The 22,716-nt window shown below is 70.9% G+C and carries 19 protein-coding genes; 8 read left to right on the forward strand and 11 right to left on the reverse strand.

The features are described from left to right. The 3 genes from WA670_RS40435 to WA670_RS40445 form a co-directional block, all read right to left on the reverse strand. Positions 1 to 633: FAD-dependent oxidoreductase (locus tag WA670_RS40435; RefSeq protein ID WP_336161383.1), on the reverse strand; the 633-nt coding region annotated here is incomplete at its 3' end. Positions 634 to 672: 39 nt separating this feature from the next. Then, the gene (locus WA670_RS40440) at positions 673 to 1,005 is read right to left on the reverse strand and encodes an antibiotic biosynthesis monooxygenase (protein WP_275295040.1); all 333 of its coding nucleotides are present in this window, start codon (positions 1,003 to 1,005) and stop codon (positions 673 to 675) included. 30 nt (positions 1,006 to 1,035) lie between these two features. Continuing rightward, entirely contained in the window at positions 1,036 to 1,446 is a 411-nt protein-coding gene (locus tag WA670_RS40445) for a DUF4345 domain-containing protein (protein ID WP_336161386.1), read from the reverse strand. A gap of 102 nt (positions 1,447 to 1,548) precedes the next feature. Here WA670_RS40445 and WA670_RS40450 point away from each other — a divergent pair, with 102 nt between their 5' ends. Further along, on the forward strand, positions 1,549 to 2,184 hold the full coding sequence (locus WA670_RS40450) for a TetR/AcrR family transcriptional regulator (protein WP_336161387.1): 636 nt from the start codon (positions 1,549 to 1,551) through the stop codon (positions 2,182 to 2,184). A gap of 34 nt (positions 2,185 to 2,218) precedes the next feature. Continuing rightward, positions 2,219 to 3,040, forward strand: coding sequence for a hydrolase (locus tag WA670_RS40455; protein WP_336161390.1), 822 nt, complete (start codon positions 2,219 to 2,221; stop codon positions 3,038 to 3,040). Positions 3,041 to 3,059: 19 nt separating this feature from the next. Here WA670_RS40455 and WA670_RS40460 read toward each other — a convergent pair whose 3' ends face one another. Further along, the gene (locus WA670_RS40460; RefSeq protein ID WP_336161391.1) at positions 3,060 to 3,929 is read right to left on the reverse strand and encodes an SAM-dependent methyltransferase; all 870 of its coding nucleotides are present in this window, start codon (positions 3,927 to 3,929) and stop codon (positions 3,060 to 3,062) included. A 19-nt stretch (positions 3,930 to 3,948) separates the two neighbouring features. Next, positions 3,949 to 4,569: a TetR/AcrR family transcriptional regulator gene (locus tag WA670_RS40465; protein ID WP_134730720.1), complete on the reverse strand. Its 621-nt coding sequence runs from the start codon at positions 4,567 to 4,569 to the stop codon at positions 3,949 to 3,951. A gap of 133 nt (positions 4,570 to 4,702) precedes the next feature. Between WA670_RS40465 and WA670_RS40470 the strand changes: the two genes are divergently transcribed. Then, on the forward strand, positions 4,703 to 5,071 hold the full coding sequence (locus WA670_RS40470) for a hypothetical protein (protein ID WP_037812704.1): 369 nt from the start codon (positions 4,703 to 4,705) through the stop codon (positions 5,069 to 5,071). A 66-nt stretch (positions 5,072 to 5,137) separates the two neighbouring features. Here the strand turns inward: WA670_RS40470 and WA670_RS40475 are convergent, their stop codons facing one another. The 4 genes from WA670_RS40475 to WA670_RS40490 all read right to left on the reverse strand — a co-directional run bounded on the left by WA670_RS40475 (position 5,138) and on the right by WA670_RS40490 (position 8,852). Beyond that, positions 5,138 to 5,560: a hypothetical protein gene (locus WA670_RS40475; RefSeq protein WP_336161392.1), complete on the reverse strand. Its 423-nt coding sequence runs from the start codon at positions 5,558 to 5,560 to the stop codon at positions 5,138 to 5,140. A 71-nt stretch (positions 5,561 to 5,631) separates the two neighbouring features. Further along, complete coding sequence (locus WA670_RS40480; RefSeq protein ID WP_336161393.1) at positions 5,632 to 6,846, reverse strand: LppP/LprE family lipoprotein; 1,215 nt, start codon at positions 6,844 to 6,846, stop codon at positions 5,632 to 5,634. Positions 6,847 to 7,099: 253 nt separating this feature from the next. Next, a complete protein-coding gene (locus WA670_RS40485; protein ID WP_336161394.1) occupies positions 7,100 to 8,062 on the reverse strand; it encodes an aldo/keto reductase in 963 nt (320 codons plus the stop codon). A 1-nt stretch (position 8,063) separates the two neighbouring features. Next, on the reverse strand, positions 8,064 to 8,852 hold the full coding sequence (locus WA670_RS40490; RefSeq protein WP_336161395.1) for an SDR family oxidoreductase: 789 nt from the start codon (positions 8,850 to 8,852) through the stop codon (positions 8,064 to 8,066). A 272-nt stretch (positions 8,853 to 9,124) separates the two neighbouring features. Here WA670_RS40490 and WA670_RS40495 point away from each other — a divergent pair, with 272 nt between their 5' ends. From WA670_RS40495 to WA670_RS40515, 5 genes are read left to right on the forward strand one after another with little or no spacing between them, the layout of a single operon-like run. Next, positions 9,125 to 14,878: an SDR family NAD(P)-dependent oxidoreductase gene (locus tag WA670_RS40495; RefSeq protein WP_336161397.1), complete on the forward strand. Its 5,754-nt coding sequence runs from the start codon at positions 9,125 to 9,127 to the stop codon at positions 14,876 to 14,878. Beyond that, positions 14,872 to 18,708 carry a type I polyketide synthase gene (locus WA670_RS40500; protein ID WP_336161398.1) on the forward strand — a complete coding sequence of 1,279 codons (3,837 nt, stop codon included), beginning with the start codon at positions 14,872 to 14,874 and terminating at the stop codon, positions 18,706 to 18,708. The genes WA670_RS40495 and WA670_RS40500 overlap by 7 nt, the downstream gene beginning before the upstream one ends. Then, positions 18,705 to 18,995, forward strand: coding sequence for a phosphopantetheine-binding protein (locus tag WA670_RS40505; protein WP_134666837.1), 291 nt, complete (start codon positions 18,705 to 18,707; stop codon positions 18,993 to 18,995). The genes WA670_RS40500 and WA670_RS40505 overlap by 4 nt, the downstream gene beginning before the upstream one ends. Then, a complete protein-coding gene (locus WA670_RS40510; RefSeq protein ID WP_134666835.1) occupies positions 18,983 to 19,759 on the forward strand; it encodes an alpha/beta fold hydrolase in 777 nt (258 codons plus the stop codon). Before WA670_RS40505 ends, WA670_RS40510 begins: the two co-directional genes overlap by 13 nt. Next, positions 19,735 to 20,877, forward strand: coding sequence for a glycosyltransferase (locus WA670_RS40515; protein WP_336161401.1), 1,143 nt, complete (start codon positions 19,735 to 19,737; stop codon positions 20,875 to 20,877). The genes WA670_RS40510 and WA670_RS40515 overlap by 25 nt, the downstream gene beginning before the upstream one ends. On the opposite strand, the gene WA670_RS40520 is transcribed toward WA670_RS40515, so the two are convergent. Together WA670_RS40520 and WA670_RS40525 are read right to left on the reverse strand one after the other, a co-directional pair. Next, a complete protein-coding gene (locus tag WA670_RS40520) occupies positions 20,874 to 21,707 on the reverse strand; it encodes an ABC transporter permease (protein ID WP_336161403.1) in 834 nt (277 codons plus the stop codon). The two genes, WA670_RS40515 and WA670_RS40520, sit on opposite strands and share 4 nt — an antisense overlap. Beyond that, on the reverse strand, positions 21,704 to 22,639 hold the full coding sequence (locus WA670_RS40525) for an ATP-binding cassette domain-containing protein (RefSeq protein ID WP_336161405.1): 936 nt from the start codon (positions 22,637 to 22,639) through the stop codon (positions 21,704 to 21,706). The genes WA670_RS40520 and WA670_RS40525 overlap by 4 nt, the downstream gene beginning before the upstream one ends. Positions 22,640 to 22,716: the final 77 nt, after the last annotated feature.

Raw genomic sequence — 22,716 nt, forward strand, 5'->3', positions numbered from 1 at the left:
CACGGTGACTCCCTCGGGGGCGAAGTAGAGCCGGACTTCCGCGTCGGTCACGTCGCCGGTCAGGACGACGTCGGCGAGGACGAACGACTGCGGGTAGCTGTCGCCGTGGAACGTGATGCCGGCCTGCTCGCGGACGAGACTGTGCATTCCGTCGGCACCGATGACGTATCCGGCTCGGATCTGCTCGCCGGTGGTCAGGGTGACGGTGACGCCTGCGGGGTCCTGCGCCAACGCGGTCACCTCGCTGGGCCGGGTTACCTGCCCGCCTGCCTTGTGCAGCCGCTTGAGCAGTACCTGCTCGGTAATGTCCTGCGGCACCAGCAGGGTATAGGGATGAGCGCTGGGCAGTTGGTCGAAATCGATGTGCAGCAGCACGCGATCATGCTCGCGCACAGTGAATTTCGAGACGCGGATGCCGCGTGCCACGAGTTCCTCGGTGACGCCAAGTTCCTCGAGCACCTCAAGCGTGCGGGCATGCACGACCGCTGCCCGTGAGGTGTTCATCATTTCGGCCTGTTTGTCCACGACCATCGTTTCGACGCGCTGATCGGACAGGGAGGCCGCTGCCGCCATTCCGGCCGGACCGGCTCCGACTACCAAAACCTCAGTGCGAGCGGGTTCTTGCGCATTCATCACGATTGTCCTCACCGTTGACCGGGAAACGAGCCGGATTTACCGCGACACGAGCTGGTGAACCAGATGCGGGCGCGCGAACAGTTCGGTGTTCGTGCCGTCAACGACCCCGGGCGGCGCTTCGCCGAACTCCGCGTCGAGCGCGAGCCGGGTCTGCGGCGAATGGCGCAGGGCTATGGCGGCTTCGAGCGCTTCGCGAGATTCGGCTTTGGCAACGCACACGATGGTTTCCCCGTCTGCGGTGAGCCAGCAATCCGCCGACAGGAACCCCGGCGCGCTGCGGAAAACCCGGGCGACGCCTTCCACGCGCCGGAAGAACTCGTCGCGGTAATGCGGATGCGGATAGTGGTAAGCGATGAAACCGGCCAGCATGATGTTTTCCTTTGTTCGCAACGGGAAGCCCTATCGCGTCAACGCCGCGAGGTCCGCGGTCGCCGGGCGTCCGGTGGCTTTCTGCAGCAGGGGCGAATAAATCAGCGGCGTGACGAGTTCGACAACCAGCATCGCGACGTAGAACCAGTGCGGCCAGCCGGAGTAGGCGACGGTCAGCAAGCGCACGAGCCCGCCGGCGAAGAACACCAGCATGAGGAGGTGGATCAGGCCGGCGTGCCGGTCCGGGTCCCGGGCGGCCCACACGCAGGCGATCCCGTAGGCGAGGAACAGCAGCATCGAGAACCGCAGATCGCCGTCGAGGGTGGCGTTCGGGGTGTTCGCGCCGATGATCGTGCTCGGCCCGATCAGGATGTGCGCCAGCGCGATCAGCGCGCAGGCGATCCCGAAAACGACGAGATACCACCGCAATACGGCCTTCATGATCGCCTCCCGGTCCCGGACGCGCGCCACTAGTACACACGCGTCTACTAAGCCGCCGAAGCGTAACCGCGCTAGTGGACGCGCGTCAACTAAGGTGGGGCGATGCCGCCTCGCCGCCGTCTCGCTCCGGACCAGCGCCGTGCCGAACTCCTCGACATCGGCGCGCAGCTGTTCGCCGAACTGCCCTACGAGCAGGTGCAGATGGACCGCGTCGCCGAACGCGCCGGGGTCTCCCGTGCCCTGCTGTACCGGCATTTCCCGAAGAAGAGCGTCCTGTTCGCGGCGATCTACCAGCGCGCCGCCGAGCAGCTGCAGGCCGAGATCCGGATCGAGCCAGACTTGCCGCTGACCGACCAGATCGCCGCCGGCCTCGACGCGCACATGGACTACTTCGCGGCCAACCGCCACACCGTGCTGGCCGCCAACCGCGATCTCGCCGGCGACCCCGTCGTGCAAGCCATCGTGCTGGGCGACCACCGGGCCATGCACGACGTCATGCTCGCCGCCACCGGCCTCAGCGGCGCACAGCGCGCCACCATGTCCGCGGCGCTCACGTCCTGGCTGATGTTCGTGCACACCCTGTGCCTGGAATGGCTCGAACACGACCGCCTCACCCGCGACCAGGTCCGGACCGTCAGCCTCGGCGCGCTGACGGGAATGATTGCGGCGCTGGAGGATTCGGTAGCTCGCGAGCCAGGTCGGGGGAGCAACCGGCGTGGTTCGTCGATCGGAGGTTGACCTCCACCATGGTCGAGGTTCAAGAATCTCGATCATGACATTGTGGATCTGCGACCGATGCGGCATCGAACAACCCGGCTCCCCGGAACCCCCGCACTGCGTGCTGGACCGCGGCGAGGTTGGCATCGAGGAGCGCGGCGACCTGGGCCCGCATTCGGGGAGTTGGCGCACTCACGAACAGCTTGCCGCCGAACCGCACGTGGTGCGGGAGCGGGACCACGGCCGCGGGGTGCACAGTCTGCGACGGGAACCGGTGGTGGGGATCGGGCAGTGGTCGTTCGTCGTGCGGACCGCGCGGGGGAACGTGTTGTGGGATCCGCCGACTTCCATCGAGCCGGACACGCTCGCCGCGGTTCGGGCGCTCGGCGAGGTCGCCGCCATCGCGACCAGTCATCCGCACATGTTCGCCGCCCAGGTCAGCTGGAGTCACGCGTTCGGGCGGATTCCGGTGCTGGTGAACGCCGCGGGCCGCGAATGGCTGGGCCGCACCGATCCCGTGCTCGAGTTCTGGACCGAGCACGCCGAGCCGGTGCCGGGGGTCGAGCTGATCCAGGTCGGCGGGCACATGCTGGGCAGTGCCGTGTTGCGCACCCACGACGGCACGATCCTCTCCGGCGACTCGATCAGCGGCGGCCTCGCACCGAATTGGGTGTCGTTCCAGCGCAATTTCCCGAAGCACATCCCGCTGTCCGCCGCGGTGGTCCGGCGGATCGTGGACCGGCTCGACGGCTGGTCCTACGACCGGCTGTACACGCTCGGCGGCGACACCATCGACGCGGACGCCAAGGCGGTCGTGCATCGTTCTGCCGACGCGCATATCCGTTGGGTCAGCGGGGAATTCGACCATCTGACCTGAGCGAATTCCGCAGGCGGGATCAGCCGGTGAACTCGGCCAGCACGGAGCGTTCTATCTCCGACACCGGCAGGTCCCGTCCGGCGGGCCGCAGGTACCGGGCGGTGAATTCCTCCGGTCCGGCTTGTTCTCGTTCGTGCCAGCCGTATTCGGCGAGGAACGCCTCGACGCGGTCGGGAGTCAGGCCGAAGCGCCAGAGCGGCCGCTTGCGAACGAACTCGGTGTAGGCGGCTTCGGCGCCGTAAAGGCGGGTGCCGTCGAGGAAGTCCTTGCGGACAAAGGTGAACACCAGGCGGCTGCCCGCGGCCGCGGTGGCCAGGAAGTCGAACGTGCGGCGGACGCCGTCCTCGGTGAGGTATTGGGTGACTGCCTCCCAGACGAAGAAAGTCCGACCGGGGAGGTAGCCGTGCCGGGCGAGGGCGTCGGCGAGGTTTTCGGTATTGAAGTCGACCGGCACCTGGGTCAGATTGGCGGGGACGCGGCCGAGCGCCTTGGTGAGCGCGGCGCGTTTGCGGTCGATGTTGGCGGGCAGATCGACCTCGTAGACCGGGATCTCCGCGAGCGCGGGCAGGCGGCAGGCGCGCGTGTCGAAGCCCGCGCCGAGGATGACCACCGCCTCGATCCCGCCCTCGTCGAGAGCCGCGCGGAGGGCATCGTCGACATAGCGTTTGCGGCACAGCATGCTCGCCCACAGGCCGGGGATCTTCTTCTCGGTCGCGGCGATCAGCGCTCGCCGGATCGGCCGGTATTTCGTCAGCGCGGCCGCGAGCCTCCCGCTGGCGGGCAGGAGGCGGCGGGCCCACGGGTCGTCGATCAGCGGCCGGGCCTCGTGCTGGTCGGCGGCGACGATGACCATCGGCCCGAACGCGGTCCGGTCGGCTCCGGTTGCCATGAGGCGCTCCTCGGTCAGGTCAATGATCGACGCTGGGCTGCTGGTGGAACAGCGCGGAGGTTAACGCCTCGGTGGCGGCGCGCGCAGCTGATGCCGTGTCGCCGTCGAAGGTGTCGAGCAGGGTTTGCCAGCCGGCGTGACTGGTCAGGGTGTAGGCCAGCGCGAGGGCGGCCGACGCGGAGACCGCGAGTCTGCCGTCCCGGTGGGCGCGTTCGACGATGCTGTTCAGGAGGGTGCGCCGCCATCGGCGGATCGCGCGGATCTGCTCGTCCAGTTCCGGTGCGTCCTGCTGGGCGAGCAGGACGGTGAGGCGCGGGCCCATCTGCTCGTACCGCGAGTAGTACACCTCGATGATGTGCTGCAGCTGATGTTCGGGCGCGGCGTCGGGCAAGCCGAGATCCTCCACGGCCGCACGGGTTTGCGCGGTGTGGTGGTCGAACGCCGCGGTCAGCAGTTCGTCGCGGCTGGAGAAGTGGTTGTAGAGGGTGCGCAGCGCGACATCGGCCCGCTCGGCGATCTCCTGCATGGTGACCTGCTGCCCGCCCGAGGCGACCAGGGCGTCCAGGGTCGCGTCGAAGATGCGGGTCCGCGCTTCTTCGCTGGCGCGGCGCCGGGTCTGCATTGAATAACGGCGAGGCATGCGTCCAGTCTACTCATTTACATGCACGCATGCGTGCAATAAAATCCTCCGTTGCGGTACCCGCCGCGACGGCGGCCGGGCCGCACGTCCGGCGTCCGCCGGGCGGACCTCGAACCTTCTCGGTGAGGCAGTCATGACCATCGATGCGGCAACCGCCCTGGATCCCACTGTCACCAACCCGGAGCACTACCACGTGGTGTTCGAGAACGAGCGCGTCCGCGTGCTCGAATACACCGACAAGCCCGGCGACCGCACCACCCGCCACGCCCATCCCGACAGCGTGCTGGTGGTGCTCAGTTCGTTCCGCCGCCGGATGTACGCCGCCGACGACAGCACGCACGACCTGGAGCTGACCGCGGGCAAGGTCGGCTGGCTGGCCGCTCAGCAGCACGCCGGGCACAACATCGGCGACACCGACAGTCACGCCCTGTTCATCGAGCTCAAAGAAGGGGTCCGGACCGAGACCGGGGTGCTGGGGCCGATCGGTCCCGCGGTGGAGTGAGGCCTGCCGGGGCACACGCTGGACGAGGCTTTCGCATCCGGCTTAACGAAGTGTCAGAAAGGTACCTTAGCGATTGCTCCTCGCGATCAAAGCAGAATTGTCGGTGCGGTCGGGGCCGCGTCCAGGGGGATAGGATCTGACGACAAAACTGAGGCATGCGATGAATCCGCTGTCGCCGGTCGAGTGCAGTGTCAAACATCGCACGTGATGGGCGGACTTCTCTTTGATGTCTGCGAACCGCAGTATTTCCGCGGTCTGCGCACGGTCTGCGTAGTCTATGGTCAGGGACTGGTAGAGGGATTTGAGTTTCATCCCGACCACCCCGAAGAAGGCGGCTTCGATCAGGTCGCCGGCTTCGGTGTCGACGGTGCGCAACCGAAGTTCCGAATGGCTGACGGCATAGCGCCACGGGCGAAAAACGCGGTCGAACGTGAGGGGAAGCGCCCCGCTCGGTCCACTGTCTCGGTCAGGGATTGAAAGGGTGGGCAACGGCGACTCCATCTCACGTTCGGCCGCGTAGCTGGGTTGCTGCGGATATAGGTCGGTTCCGGCAGTTCAGGTCAGCGTCGGCTCGGGCTCGCACTCGGGTCGGCGGGCGGTATCGCGTCGAGGGGGACGAGGCGGGTTCCTGTCCAGTGGTAGCGGACTGTCGCCGCGTCGGCGGTGGGACAGCACTGCGGGTCTTCGGCGTTGTACATCTCGTACGAGAGGGCGATGGTGGTGTCGGTGGACCACACTTCCTGGATGCCGGCGCTGTCCACCGAGGTGTCGGTGCCGAGGTACTTGCCGTCGTGGAAGAAGAAGGCCCGGTTCGCGTAGCCGTCAGCCGACTCGGCGATGGTGGCGAGGACGACCTGCAGGCCGTCGGCCGATTCCCAGGAGGTGGCTGGATAGGGGCGGTAGCCCTTCGCCTGGACGACTGCTTCGGCGTCGGCGAGGGTGTCGCGCGGGGCGGCCGGGGGCGCTGAATCCTTGGTCACGGTGGAAGTCGGGGCGCTGCTTGGCTGCGGGTCGCTGGTGGACGGCACCGGGAGAACGGGTTCCGGCGACGAGGGGGCGGCCAGCGTCGGGGCCGTCGCGCCGTCCGCAGTGCTGCGGGTCGTTCTGTCGATGCCGGTGACGGCGGTCAGTCCCAGCGCGGCGACCACGATGGCGACCGCGCAGGTGATGGCGGAGAAGACGGTGCGGCCGTCGGTGCGCGGTGGCCGGACGGCAGGCTGCGGCACCACCGCGCCGACGAGCATGAAGAGCGCACCGGCGACGCTGACCCAGGGGCCCAGCCCGATGTGCAGGAGGCCGCCAGCACTGTCGAGACCGCTCAGCAAGCTGAAGAGGAGCAATCCGCCCAGGACTCCGGCGACGCCGAACAGGACGAAGCCAGTCGCCCGGACCGCGACGCCCTCCCGCAGCACGACAGCCGCGACGATCGCGGCGGTGCCGCAGACCGCCAGAGCCACGGGAAGAAAGACGAGCGGCACGGTTCGGCTGCTTGCCAGGCGAGCGACGTCGAACAGGCTCGCGTTCCCCAGCAGCACGACCTGAAACCACGGCAGGACCGGCGACACCCCGACCAGCACGCCGCCCGCGGCCAGCCCGGTCGCGGCGGCGAACCGCCGGACGGTGTCGCCCGGCGTGGCCTCGGCAGCCAGCCGGTTGCCGCAGCGCCAGCAGCGCACCGTGCCCGCCGGGACCTGCTGTGCGCAGTACGGGCACGGGAACGCGGCGGGCACCGCGCCCGGCCACGGCGCGGGGCCGCCAGAATGGGAACCGATCATCGCGTGAACTCCTCGTCTGTACCAGGACAGACGGCGGGATCGCGGAGCGTGTTACCGAGCGCTGAAATACTCGTGCTGCTCGAGCGGCACAGGCCGGAGCGGGTTGCGCTGTCCGCGAGACGCCTGAACTCGGCTGTCCATCGGACGTCGCTCAGACGCAGCACACCTTGTCGATGCGGCCGTACTCGGCGCCAGCGCTGCCGCGCAGCTGCGGCTGATGGTCCAGCGGTGCCCATTTACCGCCGACATCGCGTCAGTTCCCCGGCGGTGGCATCCACACCAGCCGAGGATCGGTCTGCACGAAGCTTCCTAGCAGTTGGTCCACTCGCATCAGCACATCCAGATCGAGCCGGACACCCGCGGCCTTCGCGTTCTCAGTCAGCTGTTCCGGCGTGCTCGCCCCGACCACCGCCGCGGCGACGGTTTCGTGTTGCAGGGTCCAGGCGAGCGCCAGCTGTGCCATGGTCAACCCCGCGTCGTCGGCGACGCCGCGCAGCAGTTCGACTCGGTCGACCAGTTCCGGGTACCGCAGCGGGCGCGCGTGCGCCGGTCCGGTCGCGCGCGAACCCGGCGGGACCGCGCCGTTGCCGTATTTGCCCGTCAGGACGCCTTGTGCCAGCGGGACAGCGGCGAACTGGCCGATGCCGAGCCGGTCGGACACCGGGATCACCTGTGCCTCCGGCACGCGCCACAGCATCGAGTAGTGCGCCTGGTTCGAGATCAGCGGCACGTCGTACCGCGCGGCCGCCTCGGCTGCCTGCGCCAGCTGGTCCGCCGTCCACTCCGCGGTGCCGACGTAGCGCACTTTGCCTTGCCGCACGAGGTCCGACAGGGCCAGGAACGTCTCCGCGACCGGTGTCTTGTAGTCGAATCTCAAGAGCTGGTAGACGTCGATGTAGTCGGTGCGCAGCCGCCGCAGCGAACCCTCGAGGGACGCGATCACGTGTTTGCGGCTCAGTCCGGCGTCGTTGGGCCCGGGGCCTTCGGGCCAGAACACCCCGGTGCACAGGACCAGATCGTCGCGGCGGGCGCCGGCGAACGCCGTGCCGAAAGCGGCTTCCGCGGCGCCGCCGTCCCAGGCCGCTGCCGTGTGGAACGTCGTGACGCCCGCGTCCAGCGCCGCGGCGACGCAGCCGGGGGCGTGGTGGTTGTACCAGTTGCCGTAGGCGATTTCGCTGACGGCGAGGCCGCTGGTGCCGAGCCTGCGGTATTCCACTTCAGCCTCCTTGGGCGGCCATCTCGGTGATCCACGCGTCCACCGCGCTGGCTTTGCGGGCGAACGTGTCCCGCACCGTTTCGTGCGGCAGGATCAGGAATTCGTCCCGGGAGAGCCCGCGCACGACCGCGTCGGCGACGTCCTCGGGTTCGAGCAGCGGCGCGGCGGCCGCGATCGCCAGCGCGGCCGGGTGGCCCGCGGCGAGGCCCGGCTCCAGCAGCGCGGTGCGCACGCCGAGCGGGCACAGCGCGCTGATCCGCACCCCGCGCGGCCGGTAGGTGATCGCGAGCCATTCGGCCAGCGCGACGGCCGCGTGCTTGGTGACCGAGTACGGCGCGTCGCCCGGCACGCCGAGCAGGCCGGCGGCCGACGCGGTGAGCAGCAGGCAGCCCTCGCCGCGGGCGAGCATCGAAGGCAGCACCGCCTGCGCGGCGTGCACGTGCTGCATCACGTTGATTTCCCAGGATTTCGCCCACTGTTCGTCCGCGGCGTGCACGCCGGTGCCGAACGCGGCGCCCGCGTTGGCGCAGAACAGGTCCACCGGCCCGAACTCGGCTCGCGCGCCCGCGACCAGCGCTTTCAAGTCCTTTTTGGACGTCACGTCGGTCACCGCCGCGACGGCCCGCCCGCCCGCGGCCCGGATCCCGGCCGCGACGCGTTCGGCGCCGTCCGCGTCGAGGTCGGACACGACCACCCCGCTCGCGCCCTCGGCGGCGAATCTGCGGGCCATGGCGGCGCCGATTCCGTGCGCCGCGCCGGTGAGCACGACTACCCGTCCGATCAGTTCCACCTGTTCTCCACTATTTTCGGCGACAGTGTTACCGGGGTGACCAAAGTGTATTTCCGGACTGTCATTCGCATGACAAAAGACCTGCTCAGCGGCTTGATGAGGGGTCGGTCCACGGTTTCGGACATTAGCACGGCGAGGGGGTCGATGGTACGCTCCGCGGCAATTATTCCCGGCCGGTATTGCGTTTTCCGCAGCCCATGCGTTATTGCTGTAAACGGTTCCGCGGCGATCGTCCGCGCACCACTGCCCATCCCGGTACAGGAGGTCAGCCGATGGTCGAGCTCGTCCCGCCGTCGCACGCTCGACGGCTGCGGTGCCTGGGCGTCGGCGATCCCGACACGGTGGCGGCCGTCGCGCGCGGCGGCGGGCTGGGCGTGCTCGACGGGGCCGACCCGGTCGAGCTGCGCCTGGTCGCGGCCCGGGTTCGCGTGCCCTACGGCGTGCGCACGGACGGTCCGCTGCCCGCGCGCGCGGCCTTCGCGATCCGGACGAAAGCGCCGTGGCAGGGTGCGCTCGCCGAGGTCACGGACGCCGCAACCGCCGCCGAAGCGGTCCGCGGCGGTGCGCTGGGGCTCGTCGCCGGGGTCGGCGAGTTGAGCGATTTCGTTCTGCTGCAACAGCTTCTCGGCAGGTTCGACGTTCCGGTCTGGGGTCGCGCGGCCGGAGAGCGGACGGCGGTGGGCGCGCTCGCGGGCGGCGCGGCGGGGGTGCTACTGCCGTCCGCGACGGAGGCCAGCGTCCGCCGGATCATCGGCGCGGAGCTGCCCTCGGCAGCGTTGGGCGACCGGCTGTGCCGCACGCTGGGCACCGCGCTGCCGATCGTGCAAGGCCCGATGACGCGCGTCAGCGACCAGCCCGCGTTCGCCGCCGCGGTCGCGGACGCGGACGGGTTTCCGTTCATCGCAGTGGCTACCGCGAACGGCGTGCGCACGGCCGAGTTGTTGCGCGGCACCGCCGAACGGCTCGGTGCCCGGCCGTGGGGCGCGGGCATCCTCGGCTTCGTCCCCGACGACCTGCGCGCCGAGCAGTTCGCCGCGATCCGGGCCGCCCGGCCGCGCTGCGTGCTGATCGCGGGCGGGAAACCGGGGCAGGCCAAGGCGTTGGAAGCCGAGGGCATCGCGACCTTCCTGCACGTTCCCTCGCCGATCCTGCTCCGCCAGTACCTCGACGCCGGGGTGCGCCGGTTCGTGTTCGAGGGAGCCGAATGCGGCGGCCACGTCGGACCGCGGTCGAGCTTCGAGCTGTGGGAAGAGCAGCTGGCTGTCCTGGCGGGGGAGAAGGACGTCGAGGTGCTGTTCGCCGGTGGGATCCACGACGCCCGTTCGGCCGCGATGGTCGCCGCGATGGCTGCGCCGCTCGACGGTGCGGGCGTTTTGCTGGGCACTGCCTACCTCTTCACCAAGGAAGCCGTGCAGCACGGCGCGATCACCCGGCTGTTCCAGGAATGCGTGCTCGCCGCCGACACCACCGTCACCCTCGAAACCGCGCCGGGCCATCGCACGCGCTGCCTGCTCAGCCCGTACACGACGGAGTTCCAGCAGCTCAAGGCAGATCTGACCGACGTGCCCGCGCGGGAGGCCTGGCAACGGCTCGAAGAGCTGAACACCGGACGGTCGCGGATCGCCAGCAAGGGCGTGCGCCGCGACGGAACGCGGCTGAGCGCGCAGACCCAGCTCGCCGACGGGATGTACATGGCCGGAGAGGTCGCGGTACTGCGCGACCGCCGGACCACGATCGCGGAACTGCACGCCGAAGTCGCTTCGGGACGGACGTTCGCTCGCCCCGTCGAAGAGGCGGAGATGGCGAGCCGCGACATCGCGGTCATCGGCATGGCCGGTACCTTCGCGGGCGCGCCCGACATCGAAGCGTTCTGGTCGAACATCCTGCGCGGCGAGGATTCGGTCGCCGAGGTGCCGCCCGAGCGCTGGGACCCGGAGGTCTACTTCGGACAGTCGACGTCGAAGTGGGGCGGTTTCCTGCCGCCGCTGCCGGTCGACCCGCTGGACTACGGCATTCCGCCGTCCGCGATGAGCAGCATCGACCCGGCGCAGCTCGTGTCGCTGGAGACCGCGCGCCGCGCGCTGGCCGACGCCGGGTACGAAGACCGGGAGTTCGACCGGGAACGCACGAGCGTCGTCTTCGGCGCCGAGGCAGGCGGTGACCTCGCGAACGCGGGCACGCTGCGCTCGCTGCTCGACGGCTACTTCGAGGAGGTTCCGAGCGAACTCCGGGACCAGCTGCCCGAACCGACCGAGGACACCTTCCCCGGCACGCTCGCCAACGTCATCTCCGGCCGGATCGCCAACCGGCTCGACCTCGGCGGCGCGAACTACACCGTCGACGCCGCCTGCGGATCCTCGCTGGCCGCACTGGATCTCGCGGTGAAGGAACTGCGCAGCGGAACCAGTTCGCTCGTGCTGTGCGGGGCGGTCGACCTGCACAACGGCATCCACGACTACCTGATGTTCACCGCCGCCGGCGCGTTGTCGCCGACCGGGCGGTGCCGTCCGTTCGACGCGTCCGCCGACGGCATCGCGCTCGGCGAGGGCGTCGCCTGCCTGGTGCTCAAACGGCTCGCCGACGCCGAACGCGACGGCGACCGGATCTACGCCGCGGTCAAGGGGGTGGGCGCGGCGAGCGACGGGAAGGCGCTGGGGCTCACCGCGCCGCGTCCGGAAGGGCAGGCCCGCGCGCTGGAACGGGCCTACCGCGACGCCGGGGTGTCTCCGGCGGACGTCGGGCTGGTGGAGGCGCACGGCACCGGAACGGTCGTCGGCGACGCGACTGAACTGCGCACTTTGACGAGCTTCTTCGCTGAGTCCGGGGCCACGCCGGGCTCCTGCGCGCTCGGTTCGGTCAAGAGCCAGATCGGCCACACGAAGTGCGCGGCCGGGCTGGCCGGGCTGATCAAGGCCGCGCTCGCGCTGTGGCACGAGGTCGTCCCGCCGACGCTGCACCTGACCAAGCCCACCACGGCCTGGGACCCGGCGGCCAGCCCGTTCACGTTCACCACCTCGGCCCGGCCGTGGGCGGACCCGGCGCGGCTGGCCGGAGTGAGCGCGTTCGGGTTCGGCGGTACCAATTTCCACGCCGTGCTCGGCGCGGGCCCGGTCGCTCCCGACCGGCGGCACGGGCTCCGCGACTGGCCCGCCGGAACCGCGGAGACCCTCGCCGGCATCGCCCCGAGCGCGGCTGATCCCGGCAAAGTCGCGTTCTTGTTCCCCGGCCAGGGCAGCCAGCGCGTCGGCATGCTCGCCGAGCTGTTCGTGCACTTCCCCGAACTGGCCGACGTCCTGCGCCTCGCCCCCGACGTCGCCGCAACCGCTTTCCCGCCGAATGCCTTCGACCCTGATTCCGTTGCGGCGCAAGAGAACGCGCTGACCGACACGCGCGTCGCACAGCCCGCGCTGGGGCTGGTCGAAACCGCGGTGGCGCGGCTGCTGGACCAAGTCGGCGTCCGGCCGGACTTCCTCGGCGGGCACAGCTACGGCGAACTGGTCGCGCTGTCGGTCGCGGGCGCGTTCGACACCGCGACCCTCGTGCGGCTCAGCCGAGCCCGGGCGAAGGCCATCGCCGACGTTGCCGCACCCGGCACGATGGCCGCGGTGAAGGCGACGCGCGACGCCCTCACTCCGACCCTGATCGGCCCGGACGTCGTGGTGGCCAACCACAACGCGCCCGCGCAGAGTGTCCTGTCCGGGCCGGTGCCTGCGGTGGAACGGGCGATCCGGCGGCTGCGCGAGACCGGTATCGCGGCCAAGCGGATCCCGGTGGCCTGCGCGTTCCACAGCCCGCTGGTCGCCGGAGCTGGCGACGCCTTCGCGGCGGCGCTTGCCGAGGAAGACCTCTCCGCGCCTCGGTTGCCGGTGTGGTCGAACCGGATGGCGCAACCGTACGAAGGCGACGTCCGCGGCGAACTCGCGGCGCAGATCGGCGCACCGGTGCGGTTTCTCGACCAGATCGAATCGATGTACGCGGCGGGCGCGCGGACGTTCGTCGAGGTCGGACCCGGCCGGGTGCTGACCGCGCTGGTGGGGGACATCCTCGGGGACCGCCCGCACACCGCGGTCGCGTGCGGACCCGGACTCAACGGATTCCTGACGGCGTTGTCCCGCCTCGCGCAAGCGGGCGTCGCCGTCCGCACCGAACGGCTGGTCCGGCCGTCGCGTCCCGAACCCGCCGACACCGCGTGGGCAGTCGACGGCAGGTCCGTCCGCGCACCCGGCGCCGAAACCCCCGCCCTCCCGCCTGCCCGACGGATACGGAGCACCGCGATGACCGAGCCCGCCCCCAGCCGCGACCAAGCGGTCGTCGACTTCCTGCGCACCGCCCGCGAACTCGTCGCGGCGCAGCGCGACGTGATGCTCGGCTACCTGGGCACCGCGCCCGCCGCACCCGCGCCAGCCGTCCCGGTGATCGAGGAGCCGGCGGCCGCACCGGAACCAGCGGCGATCGAGGCAGCGCCCGCCGACGTGCTGACGACAGTGATCGGCGTGATCAGCGAACGCACCGGCTATCCGGCGGAGATGATCGCGGGCGACCTCGACCTCGAGGCGGACCTGTCGATCGACTCGATCAAACGGACCGAGATCGCCGGAACCCTGCTGGGCAAACTCGGGCTGCCCGCCGACGACCGCACCGATCAGCTCAGCCGCGACCGGACCGCGAACGCCCTCACCGCGCACCTGGAGAGCTGGTTGTCGCCCGCTCCGGCGGCGGCCGCGCCGAAGCGGTACCGGCTGGCCAGAGTGCCGGTGCCGCTCGACCCGGATCCCGCGCGGCTGCGCGGAAAGTCCGTGGCGGTGCTAGGCGACGACGCGTCGGTCCGTGAGGCTTTCGCGTGCGCGGGAGCGAAAGTCGTCACCGAGGACGCCGAACTCACCGTGCTGCTCGCCGAAGGCGCCGAGGCCCCGGAACTGTTCACCCGGCTCAAGGCCGTGCATGGAGATGTCCTGATCGCGGCGGAGCCGGGAACTCCCGGGCTTCGCGGCCTGGTCCGCTCGGCCGCGCTGGAACGCGAGGGCGCCACCCGGCTGGTCGAGGTCGGGCAAGACCTCGCGAAGTTGCTGGTCGACGAAGCCTGCAGCGGCGGCCCGTCCGTCGTCGGCCATGACCACGACGGCCGCTTCACCATCGAGCCACAACCCCAGGAACTCGGGTCGATCGCCTACTCCGGGGCTGGACCGGGCGGCGGCGAACTCGCCGCGCTGGACCTCGGCCCGGATTCCCTGGTCCTGCTCGTCGGCGGGGCGCGCGGGATCACCGCCCGCGCGGCGGTCGCGTTCGCCGAGTCCGGCTGCCGGATCGAACTCGCCGGACGCACTCCGTGGCCCGGCGAACCCGACGACCTGCCCGCCGACCCCGCCGCGATGCGGGCCGTGCTCGCCGGACGCGGCGGATCGGTGGCCGACATCGAACGCCAGGTGCGGACCGTCCTGGCGCAGCGGGAGATCGGCCGCACCCTTGACGAGATCCGGGCTGCGGGCGGCGACCCCGCGTACCAGTCGCTCGACGTACGCGACGCGAACGCCGTGCACCAGCTGGTCAAAGACCTCGTCGCGCGACACGGCCGGATCGACGGCGTCGTCTTCGCCGCGGGCGTGATCGACGACAAGCTCATGGCGGACAAGGACGGACAGTCGTTCCGCACCGTCTTCGAGACCAAAGTGGACGGTGCGCGCGCGTTGCTCTCGGCGTTGCCGGAGTTCGGCGTCGAGCCCGGGTTCGTCGCGTTCTTCGGCAGCATCGCCGCAGTGCTCGGCAACCGCGGCCAGACCGATTACGCCGCGGCGAACGACGCTCTGGAAGCGTTGAGCACGAGCTGGCCCGGCCGCGCAGTCACTGTCCACTGGGGGCCGTGGGCCCCCGGCGCTGACCACAGCGGGATGGTTTCGCCGGAGCTGGCCCGCGAGTACGAACGCCGGGAGGTCGCCCTGCTCGACGCCGGAGAAGGCGTCGCGGCTCTGTTGCGCGAACTCGCCTACGGAATTGATCGCGCGGTCCTGTACACGGCGTCGCTATGGTGAGGCAGGAACCAGTCGCGCTCGTCGGGATGGGCGTTTTCCTCCCGGGAGCGTCCACTGTGGACCAGTACTGGCGGAATCTCGTCGAAGGTGCTGACGCCGTCACTGAGATTCCGGAGGATCGCCGCGACCCGGCGTTCCACGGGCTAGCCGGCTCCGCGCCGGACCGGACGCACGGCCGCCGCGGCGGATTCGCTCCGGACACTCTCGAATTCGACCCAGCCGCCCACGGCGTGCCGCCGACGTCGCTGGCCGGGATCGAGCCGGACCAGCTGACGGCGCTCGCGGTCGCCGTGGCCGCAGTGGACGACGCTGGCGGTCTCCGCGGGCTCGGCGACCCCGAACGGATCGGCGTCGTGCTCGGCCGCGGAGGCTACCTTTCGCCGGGGCTGCAAGGATTCGACCAGCGGGTCCGCACGGTCCGGCAGATCGCCCGCACGGTCGGCGAACTGGTCCCGTCCGCCGGGCCGGACGTGCTCGACCGGCTGCGCACGGCGTTGCGCGAAACCCTGGGCGAGTTCCGGCCGGAGACCGCCGCCGGGCTGGTGCCCAACCTCGCCGCGGCCCGCGTGGCGAACCGGCTCGACCTCGGCGGCCCGGCCTACACCGTCGACGCCGCGTGCGCGTCGTCGCTGGTCGCGGTCGACCAGGCGATCGGGGAACTGGCCCGGGGACGCTGCGACGCCGTGCTGGCCGGCGGAGTGCACCAAACGCACGACGACACGCTCTGGTCGCTGTTCACCCAGCTCGGCGCGCTGTCGCCGAGCCAGCGGATCAGCCCGCTCTCGCGCGGCGCCGACGGGATGCTGATCGGGGAGGGCACCGCGATCGTCGTGCTCAAGCGGCTGGCCGACGCGCGGCGCGACGGCGACCGTGTGTACGCCGTGCTGCGGGGCAGCGGCACGTCGAGCGACGGGCGGGGCGCGAGCTTGCTCAGCCCGTCCGTCGCGGGTCAGACCCTCGCGCTGCGCCGGGCGTGGGACGGAATGGACCCGGCGGGAATCGGCCTGCTGGAGGCGCACGGCACGGCCACGCCCGCCGGGGACGCGGCCGAGCTGACCACCGTCGCCGAGGTGTTCGGCACGACCAGCGGTCCGCGGGCGGTGATCGGCTCGGTCAAGTCGATGATCGGGCACACGCTGTCGACGGCCGGGGTCGCTGGGCTGGTCAAAGTGGCACTCGCGCTGTACCACGAGGTGCTTCCGCCGACGCTGCACTGCGGCGACCCGAACCCGTTGCTCGACAAGACGCGGTTCCGCGTGCTGGCCGAAGCCGAGCCGTGGGGCGCGTTGCCGCGGGTGGCCGCGGTGAGCGCGTTCGGGTTCGGCGGCGTGAACGCGCATCTGGTGGTGGAGGCTGGGGATCCGGCGCCGAAACGCAAGGCACGCGTCACCGAGCCGGAACGCGTGCTGCGGCTGGCCGCGGGCTCTCCAGCGGAGCTGCTGGAGCGCCTCGACCGGCCGGGGGAGCCGGGGGACGGGCGGTGCCGGATCGGGATCGTCGGCCCGGACGAACGCAAACTGGCCATGGCTCGCAAGGTGATCGGGAAAGTCGCGGCCACCGGCCGGGCGTGGCACAGCGCCGACCTCTGGTGCACCGCCGAGCCACTGTTGCCGCACGGGAAAACCGTGTTCCTGTATCCGGGATTGGAAGCGGACGCCGAACCGCGCCTCGCCGACGTCGCGCGGCACTTCGGACTCGACCGTCCGCGCTGGTCGACCGCGAGCGTGCCCGCGCGGGCGGCGAGCGTGTCGGCGGCGGGGCTCGTGCTCGACCAGGCGTTGCGACGGCTGGAGATCCGCCCGGACGCGCTCGCCGGGCACAGCGCCGGCGAGTGGACCGCGATGCAGGCCGCCGGGATGTACCAGCCGGAGCCGGATCTGCTGGACCGGTACTGGCCGGAAGGATTTGAACTGCCCGCCGCGGACTACCTGGTGCTGGGCTGCCCGGCCGGGCGAGCGGCCGAGCTGCTCACCGAAGACCTCGTTGTCTCCCACGAAAACGCGGCGCAGCAGACGATCGTGTGCGGTCCGCCGGACGCGATAGCGGCGTTCGCCAAAACGTGCCGCAGCAAGGGAATCGTGGCGCGGACGCTGCCGTTCCGGTCCGGTTTCCATACGCCGTTGCTGCGGCCGCACCTGGAGCCATTCACTCGGCTCGCGGCGGAGCTGGAGCTGCGCGAACCCGCGGTGCCGGTGTGGTCTGCCACCACCGCGCGGCCCTATCCCGCCGAACCGGACGCGATCCGCCGGCTGTACCTGGAGCACCTCGTGCGCCCGGTTCGCTTCCGCGAGCTGACCGAGTCCCTGCACCAGGACGGATTCCGCGTGTTCGTGCAGGTCGGCGCCGGACAGCTGGGCTCGTTCGTCACCGACACGCTCGGCGATCGGCAGCACCTGGTCGTCGCCGCCGGATCCGGTACCCGCTCCGGGCTCGCTCAGCTCCGCCGGGTCGCGACGGCCTTGTGGACCGAAGGCGGCGCACCCGACTTCGCGGCCGCGGAGCCGCGGCGGATCCGACTGAACACCGGGCGACCGCTGCTGACACTAGGGGAACGGGCGCGTGGGCTGCTTGAGGACCGGAGCCTGCCGGAGCTGCCCGCGGGGACGCCCGAGGCGATCGCCGCGGAGTTCCGCGCGCTGCTCGACCAGACCCGCCAGAGCGCGGCGGACGTCGTCGCGGCTGCGGTCCAGCGTCCGGTCGAGTCCACTGTGGACGTATCGCTCGCCGCGATGCCGTACCTGCGCGACCACCGGTTCTTCCGGCAGCGCGACGACTGGCCCGACGAGACCGACTTCCGCCCGGTGGTGCCCGCGACCACGCTGGTGGACCTCGCCTGCCGGGCCGTCGAACGGACGTGGCCGGGCACGACCGCGGCCACAGTGCGCGACGCGGTGTTCTCGCGGTGGCTGATCGCCGCTCCCGCCCAGCAGGTGCCGCTGTCGCTCAGCCGCCGGGGCGACCAGGTGACTGTCGAGATCGGACCGTACGCACTGCTGACCGTCGAGCTGGGCGCGTACCGGCCACCGCCGCCCCGCGCGCGGATTCCAGCGCCGGAAACCCCGCCGCCGTTGGCCGCGGCCGAAATCTACGCACGCCGCGAGATGTTCCACGGCCCGGCGTACCAAGGCTTGGCCCGGCTGACCGGTCTCGGCGAACAGCACATCCGGGGCGAGCTGGTGGTGCCGTCCGCTCCCGGCGGGCTGCTCGACAACGTGGGCCAGCTGCTGGGCTGCTGGCTGATGGCGACCCGGACCGACGATCTGCTCGCCTTCCCCCGCTCGATCGGCCGGATCACCTGGCACGGCGCGGAACCCGGACCGGGCACCCGGGTCGAATGCCTGGTGCGAACGCGGCTGCCCCGGCCGGACGTGCTGGAAATGGACGCCGAACTGGTGCGCGACGGCCAGGTGCTCGCGACCGTCGAGGGCTGGCGGGACGTCCGGTTCCCGTGCGACCGCGCGGCCCATCGCGTCTACGCCTTCCCGCACCAGCACCTGCTTTCCGAGCGCCTGGACGGCGGTCGCGTGTCTGTCACCGACCGCTGGCCGACGGTCGCCGCGCGCGAGATTTACGCCGGTGTCTACCTCGCGGCCGAGGAACGGGCCGAATTCGCCGCGGTACCACCGCGCGAGCAGCGTGGCTGGCTGCTGACCCGGATCGCGGCGAAGGACGCTGTCCGCGCGGAGTTGGCCGAAGAGATTTACCCAGCCGAGATCCGCGTGCATGCCGACGGCCGGGTGTCCGGCCGGGGTCGGGAGCTGCCTCGTTTCGCTGTTTCCGTTGAGCTGAACGGGGACACCGCCATCGCACAACTCAGGAGCACGACATGACCATCGACCACGCCTCGGCTGTCTTCGACGTCGTCGCGGAACTGCTCGGCGAGCTGGTCGGCGACGCCGACGTGCTCGGCGCCGAGATCACGCCCGACACGACGTTCCACGAAGACCTGCAGCTGGAAAGCATCGACCTGGTGACCTTCGCGAGCATCCTGGCCGAGCACTTCGGCGAGGACGTCAACCTCGCCGAGTACCTGGCGGAGAAGGACCTCGACGACGTCATCGGGCTGACCGTCGGCGACATCGCCCGGTTCGTGGGGGAGCGCACGTGCCCACGATGACGGTGAACGGGCTGCGCACCAACGTGCAGCTCGTCCGCGCGGGCGGCGCCGAGACCGTGGTGTTCCTGCACGGCATGGGCACCGACAGCCTCGCGAGCTTCTACCTGACGCTCGCGCCCCCGGTCGCGGCCGCGGGCATCGACGTGATCAGCTACGACCTGCGCGGCCACGGCAAGACCGAGCGGCCGGTGCGGGGCTACACCCTGGCCGATTTCGTCGCCGACCTCGACGATCTGCTGGGCCAGCTCGGCGTCGAGCAGCCGGTGCACCTGGTGGGCAACAGCTTCGGCGGGACGCTCGCCTACAGCTACGCGGTCGCCAACCCGTCGCGGGTCCGCAGCATCGTCTGCATCGAATCGGAGCCCGCGACCGAGGCGTGGGCCGGGAAAATGAGCGAAATCCTCGCGCACACCGTGCGTTTCCTCCAGGAAGAGGAGAGTTTCGACTGGATCGAGGCGAACTTCAGCGCGCACCACCGGCGGCTGGCGCGCCTGGCCGCCGAGCGGATCACGTCCACGAAAATGGCCGAGGAGGTGCCGCTCGGGCCGCTGCTCTCCTGGGAACAGGTAGCGGCGATCGGCTGCCCGGTGCTGTCCGTGCTGGGCAGCCACGGCTACCAGGCCGACGACCTCGAAGCGCTCACCTCGATGCTCCCGCGCGGCGAACTGCACGTGTTCGAAGGGCAGGGGCATTCGGTGCTCGTGGAACAGCATCGCGAGGTGCGCAAACTGGTGCTGGAATGGATCGGACGGCATTCGGCATGAGGTTCCTGCTCGTCGTCCCGCCGCTGGCCGGGCACATCGCACCGCTGCGCGGGGTGGCCGAGGAGCTGTCCGCGCGCGGCCACGAGGTGGCTTGGTGCGGGCCCTCGCCGGGAGTGTCCGGACTGGTCGCCGGGCAGGTGTTCGCGGCGGGCGACTCCCGGCCGTTTTCGGTGGCGCTGCGGCCTCCGGAGCTGCGCGGATTCGCCGCGTTGAAGTACCTCTGGGAGTCCTATCTGGTCCCGCTCGCCGACGCGATGGTTCCCGGCGTCCAACTCGCCGTCGACGCTTTCCGCCCCGACGTCGTCGTGGCCGACCAGCAGGCGCTGGCGGGCCCGCTGGTCGCCGCCCGCCGCGGGCTGCCGTGGGCGACGTCGGCCTCGACGTCCACCGAACTGGCCGATCCGCTCGCCTCGATGCCGAGGATCGCGTCGTGGGTGGCCGGGCTCCAGACGGGATTGTGCGCACGGCACGGAGCCCGCGTCGCCGACCTGCGGTTCTCCCCGCACCTGGTGCTGGCGTTCACGACGCGCGCCCTGGCCGGGCGGCCACGGGTTTCCGCACCGGTCTGTTACGTCGGCCCGGTGCTTCCCGCTTCCCCCAACGGGTTTGCGAGGTCCTTTGTGGACACTCGACCGCTCGTGGTGGTGACTCTCGGCACGTCGAATGCTGCGGCGGGAGAGCGGTTTCTCGCCGAGAGCGTCGCCGCGCTGGCCGGAATGCCGCACGTCCAGGGGCTGGTCGTCGATCCGACCGGCACGCTGGAGAGCGAGGAAGTCGCGCTGGCGTGGCGGATCCCGCAGGTCGAGGTCTTCGCGCAGGCGTCGGTCGTGGTCTGCCACGGCGGGCACAACACCGTGTGCGAAGCACTGGCGGCCGGGTTGCCGCTGGTGCTCGCCCCGATCCGTGATGACCAGTCGATGCTGGCTCAGCAAGTGGTCGCGGCGCAGGCGGGGATCCGGGTGCGTTTCGATCGTGCTCGCGCTGCCGACATCCGTGCGGCGGTGGAGTCGGCCGAGAAGTATCGCGCGGGTGCGGCGCGGATCGGCGCGTCGTTCGCCGCGGCTGGGGGCGCGCCGGAGGCGGCGTCTCGGCTGGAGGCGTTGGTGCCGGCGGGCTAGCTTCGGTCGCGGAACGTCCGCGCGGCCAACGTGCTCCCCACCACCGCAGCCACCGCCGCGATCGCCAGTGCCGCCGCGACCGACCAGCCGACCGGGCGGGCCAAGGCCAGCGCTCGGGTCGCGTCGATCGCGTACGTCAGCGGGTTGACCGCCGACACCGCGCGGACCCACTGCGGCATCGAGTCCAGCGGCATGTACGCGCTGGAGGAGAACATCAGCGGGAACATCACCACGAACGACGCTGCCTGAAGCGTCTCGGCCTTGCGCAGCCACGTCGTGATCGCGACGAACACCCAGCTCAGACACCAGCCCACGACCAGCGTCAGCACCAGAGCCAGGCTGAGCCCGAGCACCCCGCCGGCCGGGCGGAAGCCGAGGAACAGCACGCTCGCGGCCGAGGTCACGATCAGTTGCACGCACAGCCGCGCGGAATCGGCGAGGGTGCGGGCCACCAGCACCGAGAACAGCGAGATCGGCAGGCAGCGCAGCCGCGCGGTGAACCCGCTGTAGATCTCCGCGAGCAGGCCCGCGCCCGAACTCATGGCGGTCGTCATCGAGATGTTGACCAGCGTCGCGGGCACCAGGAAATTCACGTATCCCTGATAGGCCGCGACACTCGGCAGCGCGCCGACGCCGCTGAACACCTGGCTGAAGAGCAGCAGCAGAACGACTGGTTGCAGCAAGCCGAAGAACACCAGCCGCCAGTCGCCGAACGCGGTGCGCAGCGAGCGGGCGGCGAGTACGCGGACCTGGGTCCAGAAGGTGGTTTCGGGCCACCTCGGCGGATCGGCGAGGACCGCGGCCGGTGCGCGGTGGCGGGATCGCGTCACGAGTTCGCGGCTGCCGTGTGCAGGGACAGGTACACGTCGTCGAGCGTCGGCTCGGTCACCGTCAGGTCCCGCAGCGGAGCTTCGGCCGCGTCGAGCGCGCGCACCAGCATTGTGATGTCACCGGGGCCGCGCAGCGGAACGGTCAGCGTCAGCCCGGCGCGGCCCGCTGAAAGACCGAGGCGGGACACCGCGTCCACCGCGCGGCGCACGGTGAGTTCGCTGCCCAGGGTCAGCGTCGCGGTGCGGCTGCCGAGCCGCGCTTTGAGCTGGGCAGGCGTGCCGGAGACGGTGATGCGCCCGAGCCCGAGCACGACGACGTGGTCGGCCAGCCGGTCCGCCTCTTCGAGATACTGGGTGGTCAGCACGATCGTGGTGCCGCGCGCGGCCAGTTCCTCGACGACGTTCCACAACGCGGCCCGGCTCACCGGGTCGAGTCCGGTGGTCGGCTCGTCGAGGAACAGCACTTCCGGCGCGCCCACCAGCCCGGCGGCCAGGTCGAGCCGCCGCCGCATGCCGCCGGAGTAGGTCCCGGCGGGCCGGTCCGCCGCGTCCTCGAGCCCGAACGACGCGATCAGTTCGGCGGCGCGCGCTCGCGCCTGCGCCGGTTTCGCGCCCAGCAGCCGCGCGATCAGCAGCAGGTTCCCGCGTCCGGACAATGCGTCGTCGACCGCGGTGAACTGCCCGGTGACCCCGATCCGCCGCCGGATCGCGCGCCCGCGCCGGACGACGTCGTGCCCGCAAACCCGGGCGGTGCCGGAACTCGGCCGGATCCGCGTGCTGAGAATGTCGATCAGCGTGGTTTTCCCGGCTCCGTTGTGCCCGAGGACCGCGAGCACCGTCCCGGGGGCGACGGCGAGGCTGATCCCCGCGAGCGCGGTGACTTCGCGGTACTTCTTCACGAGGTCCGTCACGGCGATGACCGGCGGGCGCATGGCCGCTCCTTCCCTTTCCCGGAAAAGGTAACGAGAGGCCGCCGGGAAAAGCAAGAACCCGGCCGCCCGCTGTCCTC

It is taken from the genome of Amycolatopsis sp. VC5-11 (assembly GCF_037034185.1).
Taxonomy (GTDB): Bacteria; Actinomycetota; Actinomycetes; order Mycobacteriales; family Pseudonocardiaceae; genus Amycolatopsis; species Amycolatopsis nivea.

Excerpts from the sequence above, each read along its gene's own strand:
- WA670_RS40450 (WP_336161387.1), top strand. The coding sequence starts at position 1,549 with ATGCCGCCTCGCCGCCGTCTCGCTCCGGACCAGCGCCGTGCCGAACTC.
- WA670_RS40480 (WP_336161393.1), bottom strand. The coding sequence starts at position 6,846 with ATGATCGGTTCCCATTCTGGCGGCCCCGCGCCGTGGCCGGGCGCGGTG.
- WA670_RS40465 (WP_134730720.1), bottom strand. The coding sequence starts at position 4,569 with ATGCCTCGCCGTTATTCAATGCAGACCCGGCGCCGCGCCAGCGAAGAA.
- WA670_RS40515 (WP_336161401.1), top strand. The coding sequence starts at position 19,735 with ATGGATCGGACGGCATTCGGCATGAGGTTCCTGCTCGTCGTCCCGCCG.
- WA670_RS40445 (WP_336161386.1), bottom strand. The coding sequence starts at position 1,446 with ATGAAGGCCGTATTGCGGTGGTATCTCGTCGTTTTCGGGATCGCCTGC.
- WA670_RS40525 (WP_336161405.1), bottom strand. The coding sequence starts at position 22,639 with ATGCGCCCGCCGGTCATCGCCGTGACGGACCTCGTGAAGAAGTACCGC.
- WA670_RS40495 (WP_336161397.1), top strand. The coding sequence starts at position 9,125 with ATGGTCGAGCTCGTCCCGCCGTCGCACGCTCGACGGCTGCGGTGCCTG.
- WA670_RS40455 (WP_336161390.1), top strand. The coding sequence starts at position 2,219 with ATGACATTGTGGATCTGCGACCGATGCGGCATCGAACAACCCGGCTCC.
- WA670_RS40470 (WP_037812704.1), top strand. The coding sequence starts at position 4,703 with ATGACCATCGATGCGGCAACCGCCCTGGATCCCACTGTCACCAACCCG.
- WA670_RS40505 (WP_134666837.1), top strand. The coding sequence starts at position 18,705 with ATGACCATCGACCACGCCTCGGCTGTCTTCGACGTCGTCGCGGAACTG.
- WA670_RS40500 (WP_336161398.1), top strand. The coding sequence starts at position 14,872 with ATGGTGAGGCAGGAACCAGTCGCGCTCGTCGGGATGGGCGTTTTCCTC.
- WA670_RS40440 (WP_275295040.1), bottom strand. The coding sequence starts at position 1,005 with ATGCTGGCCGGTTTCATCGCTTACCACTATCCGCATCCGCATTACCGC.
- WA670_RS40460 (WP_336161391.1), bottom strand. The coding sequence starts at position 3,929 with ATGGCAACCGGAGCCGACCGGACCGCGTTCGGGCCGATGGTCATCGTC.